Source organism: Arthrobacter sp. H5 (assembly GCF_000520595.1).
Taxonomy (GTDB): domain Bacteria; phylum Actinomycetota; class Actinomycetes; order Actinomycetales; family Micrococcaceae; genus Arthrobacter_D.
On sequence record NZ_KI915039.1, the window covers coordinates 6,222 to 11,521 of the forward strand.

Sequence of the window (5,300 nt, forward strand, 5' to 3'; positions counted from 1 at the left end):
GCCGCCACTGGACCTGAGGCTCGTGGACCTCATCAAAAGCCGGTTCCGCAGGCGCAGCCCCGACGAAAGCGCCGTCCTGGAAGTCCTGGCGCTGGCGGAACCCATGCCCCTGGAAGTTCTGGTCCAGTGCGGAGAACGGGAAGCCATCTCCAGCCTCCACGAGGATTCACTGCTGACCATCTCCATGGACCGTGACCAGATTGTCTCGCTCAGCCATCCCCTGTACGGCGAAGTCATCAGGAAGGACGTTCCGGCCGGACGCAGCCTGGCCATCCGCCGACAAGTACTCAAACTCATGGACCGCGATTCCCGTTCCGCCGACAGTTTTCTCCGTTACGTGGCCTGGGGCCTGGACTGCGGACTGCCACCGGACGAGAAAACACTCCTCAAGGCCGCGGTGGTGGCCAACCGGCTGTACGATCCCGAGTTTGCGCTCCGCGCCGCCCGCGCGGTCCACACCACTGACCTTCGCGGAAACGCGATGGTGGAGATAGCCCGCGCCCAGATGATGAGGGGCAATCTACCCTACTCAAGGGAGATTGTTGACGAGGTGCTGGCCGGGTGCAGCAGCCTGTGGCTGGCTAAGGAGGCAACCCTGCTTTCGGTTGCCCTGCGCCTGCGGGGCAAAAACGCGGCGGAGATGATCCGCAGCGATGCCGCGCGGTGGGAGCTAATTGTTGAACAGCTCACGTCCAAGAACGACGGCGGCCGCGAGCGTTCGGTGTCCCTACTGGGCTGCCGCGTCATGGAAAGCTACGCGCTGAACTTCGAGGGCCGGTTCTATGAGGCCGAAGAGAAGCTCCAGGCAATCCTCGCTGCCAAACACGGCTCGGACGAACTGCGCCTTGCGGCCTTGAGCCTGATGGGGGAGACCCTTGGCTCCACCGGGCGGGCGCTGCAGGGTGCGGATTGCACCCGGGAGGCGCTGCAAATCATCTTCTCGACCGGCCATACCTTTGTGGCACATCTGGAGTTTGTACTTGCACGCCATTTTCTGTGTCTGGCGCATGCGGGGGAATGGGACGAGATCAAGGCCCTGCTGGAGCAGCGTTCCCTCTCAGGCTCCGGTGGAATGGTCCACTTCGGCGGGATGCTGGAACTGGCGGAAGGGCTGATTGCACTCCGGAAGGGGTTCATGCGCACTGCACGGACCCGGCTTATTCTGGCCGTGGAGGGCCTGCGGGAATCGGACATCAACCAGATGATGCCGCTGGCGCTAGGCCTTGCGGCCTTTGCCTGCGCCATGGTGGGGGACTCCACCCGTGCCCGCGGCTATATCAGCGACTTCGCGGTGGATGCGGGAACCGGCACCAAACAGGCGTGCCTGCTGGGCGAGGTGCATGTCACCGCGGCGAATGCACTGTTCCAGGGCGCCTCGAAAAGCATTGAGGAACTCCGGCGCACGGCGGACTTCGCGGAGGAGGAAAAGATGCCGGTGGTGGCGGCCATCGCCTTGGAGCTGTCCGCCCGGCTGGGGGACAACCGGACGTTTGAACAACTGGCGCACATCACAGCGCCCTTTGAGGGCAAGGAGGGAGCCATCCTCCACGCCATGGCCCAGGGAGCGCTGGACAAGGACCCGGACGCCCTCCAGCGGGCTGCAACACTGGCTGAGGCGTCCCAGTTCCTGCTGCTCGCCGCCGAGTGCCTCGGCAAAGCCGTGAAGCTCCTGGGTGAACGCTCCGAGGAACAGAAATCCCGCGCAGTGCAGCAGCGGCTCACCACAATTGTGGACCAGCTGGAAGGTTTGCAGAGCCCGCAGCTTGCGGACACCGGCTCCGCATCCAAGCTGACGCAGCGGGAGCAGGATATTTCCACACTCGCGTCCAAGGGCTATTCAAACAAGGATATTGCGCAGCAGCACGGTGTGTCGGTGCGCACTGTCGAGGGCCACCTCTACCGGATTTTCGCGAAGCTTGGCATCACCCGCCGTGAGGAACTGCCGGGAGCATAGAGGCATCGAGTACTGGCCGCGCACCCCCGGGTACGCGCGCGCGGGAGGCGAGTACCGGCGTCGTACATTGGGCTGAAAAGTCGGGTAACCACTACTCGTGTGTGGGCGCTCTGAACCTCCTATCTTGAAGGAGTAAGACAAGGTAAAGCGGGAACAGCAGGCGCCAACGGGATTGGCCGTTGCCGGCTGTTTTCGAGGATGGTCCCCCGGGGTGCATCCTCCATAGGCGGAGCCGGCGATGTCGAAGCCTTCCGAGACCAAGGCTCGTCCCCAGCCATCGTCGGCTCCCTCTCACCGGACCGCCCTCACCGGCGCCGTTGTTCGGTAGAGTGGTGAGCGCCCGTTCTTCACTTGAGGGAGACCTTTTGACTGTCCCTGCCGCACCAGGCCATCCGCTGACCGACGCCGAGGTCAGGCGCATCCGCAACGACTTTCCCATCCTTGGGTCCAACGTGGGCGGGCAGCCACTGGTGTACCTCGATTCGGGTGCCACGTCGCAGAACCCGATCAGTGTGATGGAAGCCGAGCAGGAATATTATGAGCAGCGCAACGCCGCTGTGCACCGTGGCGCACACACGCTGGCGGTGGATGCCACCGAGGCCTTTGAAGCTGCCCGGTCCACCATTGCCGCCCTGATCGGTGCCTCCACGGACGAGCTTGTCTGGACCTCCAACGCCACCGAAGCCCTCAACTTGGTTGCCTATTCTCTGTCCAACGCCTCCGCTGGCCGCGGTGGGGAGGCAGCCCGCCGGTTTGCACTGGGTCCGGGTGACACCATTGTGGTCACCGAGATGGAGCACCACGCCAACCTGGTGCCGTGGCAGGAACTTGCGGCGCGCACCGGCGCGGACCTGCGGTTCATTCCACTTGACGACGACGGCGCGCTGCGGCTAGAGGAGGCCGCGTCGGTGATCGATTCCTCCACAAAGGTGGTTGCCTTCACCCACGTGTCCAATGTCCTGGGAATCATCAACCCCGTGGCCCACATTGTGGCGCTTGCCCGTGCGGTGGGCGCGTTGACCGTGCTGGATGCCTGCCAGTCGGTGCCGCATCTTCCCGTGGACGTGTCTCAGCTGGGAATTGACTTCATGGCGTTCTCCGGCCACAAGATGCTTGGTCCCACCGGAATCGGCGCGCTGTACGGGCGGGCGGAGCTGCTGGCCGATATGCCGCCGGTGCTGACCGGCGGTTCCATGATCACCACCGTCACCATGGAGAACGCCGGCTACCTGCCGCCGCCGGCACGGTTCGAAGCCGGGACGCAGCGGATCTCGCAGGCAATAGGCCTTGCCGCGGCGGTAAACTACCTGACCGAAACCGGCATGGAACGCATTGAGGCCTGGGAAGCGGAGCTGGGCGTCCGGCTGGTGCAGGGCCTTGAATCGCTGGACGGGGTGACGGTGCTTGGGCCGGGCGCCGGAACGCCGCGGATTGGGCTGGCTGCGTTCGACGTTGACGGCGTACACGCCCACGACGTCGGCCAGTTCCTCGACAGCCGCGGCATCGCCGTGCGCGTGGGACACCACTGCGCCCAGCCGCTGCACCGCCGGCTTGGCCTCACCGCATCCACCCGCGCCAGCACCTACCTCTACAACACCACCGACGAGGTGGACGCATTCCTCGATGCGGTCTCGGGCGTCCGCACTTTTTTTGGAGCAACGTAATTTTCTTTGGAGCAATATAATGCAGAGCGATGTTGAACAGCTGTACCAGCAGATCATCCTCGACCATGCGCGGCGGCGGGTGGGTTTTGGGCTGGCTTCTTCCGGTTCAGGCGCGTCCGGGTCCGTTGGCGAGTCCCACCAGCTGAATCCGGTGTGCGGGGACGAGATTACGCTGCGGGTGGTCCTGCAGGACGGCGCCGTCAGCGGTGTTGGCTGGGAAGGCGCGGGGTGTGCCATTTCGATGGCCTCGGCGTCAGTTTTGGCTGAACTGGTGGCGGAGGAGGACCGAGACCGGGTGATCGAGTTGGTGGACAAGTTCAGGGAGCTGATGCGTTCCCGGGGCGCGGAAACGGCCGAGGACCCGGCGCTGGGCGACGCATCAGCGTTCTCCGGGGTGTCGCGCTACCCCGCAAGGGTCAAATGCGCCATGCTCGCGTGGGTTGCGCTCGAAGAAGCGGTGCTGGCCGCGAACCGGTAGCGCCGTCGTCGTCGTTGTTAGCCTCCCGGACGAAGTTAGCCTCCCGGACGTCGTCGTTAGCAATCCGGACAAAGCCGTTAGCCTCCCGGACAAAAGTGACCGGTATTCCGCTAACGTATTTCCAGGTTGCTGCAGTTTGTCCGGATTGCTCACTCCTTCCGCGCGTGGAGCCAGCGTTCCCTAGCGTTCCTCGAAAAGGTCCGGGACGCCGTCGTTGTCGGCGTCAACCTTCTCGGTTTCCTCAATTTTCCGGTAGCGCTTGTTCCTGCTCCGCAGGATGACCGCCGCGATCAGGGCCGAAATCAGTGAGGCGCCCAGGATGGCAACCTTGGCGTGGTCATTGTGCTCGGACCCCTGGGCGAAGCTGAGATCGTTGACCAGCAGGGATACGGTGAAGCCGACGCCCGCGAGCACCCCGACGCCCAGCAGGTCCACCCATTTAAGGTCCGGGTCCAGGTTGGCGCGGGTGGTCTTGGTGACGGTCCACGTGGTGAGCAGGATGCCAATGGGCTTGCCCAGTACCAGCCCCAGCACAATGCCTATGGTCACCGGATCTCCGAGCGCGGATATGAGGCCGTCCGCTCCGCCAACGGCAACGCCGGCGGAGAAGAACGCGAAGATCGGCACGGCAATTCCGGTGGACAGCGGCCGGAAACGGTGTTCGAAGATTTCGGCCAGCCCTGGTTTGTTTCCCCGCGGGGCGAGCTTTTGGCCGTCTTTGTTCTTGCGCAGCACCGGAATCATGAATCCCAGCAGCACGCCGGCCACCGTCGCATGCACGCCCGAAGCATGCATCAGCGCCCAGGTCGCCACGCCGATGGGAAGCAGGATCAGCCAGGCAGCGGGGGTCTTGCTGCCAAAGTACTTGGGATTCCTGTGCGCCAGGAACGCAAACAGGGCCAACGGAACCAGCATGAGTAGCAGGTAAATGAACTCGACATCCTCCGAGTAGAAGAATGCGATGATCGCGATGGCAATCAGGTCATCCACCACAGCCAGCGTCAGCAGGAAAATCCGGAGAGCACTGGGCAGGTGCGAGCTGATGACGGCCAGCACCGCCAGAGCAAACGCGATGTCGGTGGCGGTGGGAATGGCCCACCCGCGCAGTGTCTCCGGTGAGGTAATGTTCACGGCCACGTAGATCAGCGCCGGCACAATCACACCACCCGCGGCGGCGGCAACGGGTACGACGGCGCGGCTTGGC

Annotated in this window: 4 protein-coding genes; 3 read left to right on the forward strand and 1 reads right to left on the reverse strand. The window is 64.0% G+C overall.

All coding sequences use genetic code 11. The annotated features are described in order from the left end of the window. The 3 genes from Y708_RS0121300 to sufU all read left to right on the forward strand — a co-directional run. On the forward strand, nucleotides 1-1,954 hold a 1,954-nt coding region (locus Y708_RS0121300), incomplete at its 5' end, for a helix-turn-helix domain-containing protein (protein ID WP_216699862.1). 365 nt (nucleotides 1,955-2,319) lie between these two features. Then, complete coding sequence (locus tag Y708_RS0121305) at nucleotides 2,320-3,618, forward strand: aminotransferase class V-fold PLP-dependent enzyme (protein ID WP_028281473.1); 1,299 nt, start codon at nucleotides 2,320-2,322, stop codon at nucleotides 3,616-3,618. Between the two features lie 19 nt (nucleotides 3,619-3,637). After that, the gene (gene sufU / locus Y708_RS0121310; protein WP_028281474.1) at nucleotides 3,638-4,096 is read left to right on the forward strand and encodes a Fe-S cluster assembly sulfur transfer protein SufU; all 459 of its coding nucleotides are present in this window, start codon (nucleotides 3,638-3,640) and stop codon (nucleotides 4,094-4,096) included. 180 nt (nucleotides 4,097-4,276) lie between these two features. On the opposite strand, the gene Y708_RS27060 is transcribed toward sufU, so the two are convergent. Next, nucleotides 4,277-5,300, reverse strand: a 1,024-nt coding sequence (locus Y708_RS27060) for a Na+/H+ antiporter NhaA (RefSeq protein ID WP_081747110.1), incomplete at its 5' end; no start/stop codon positions are given.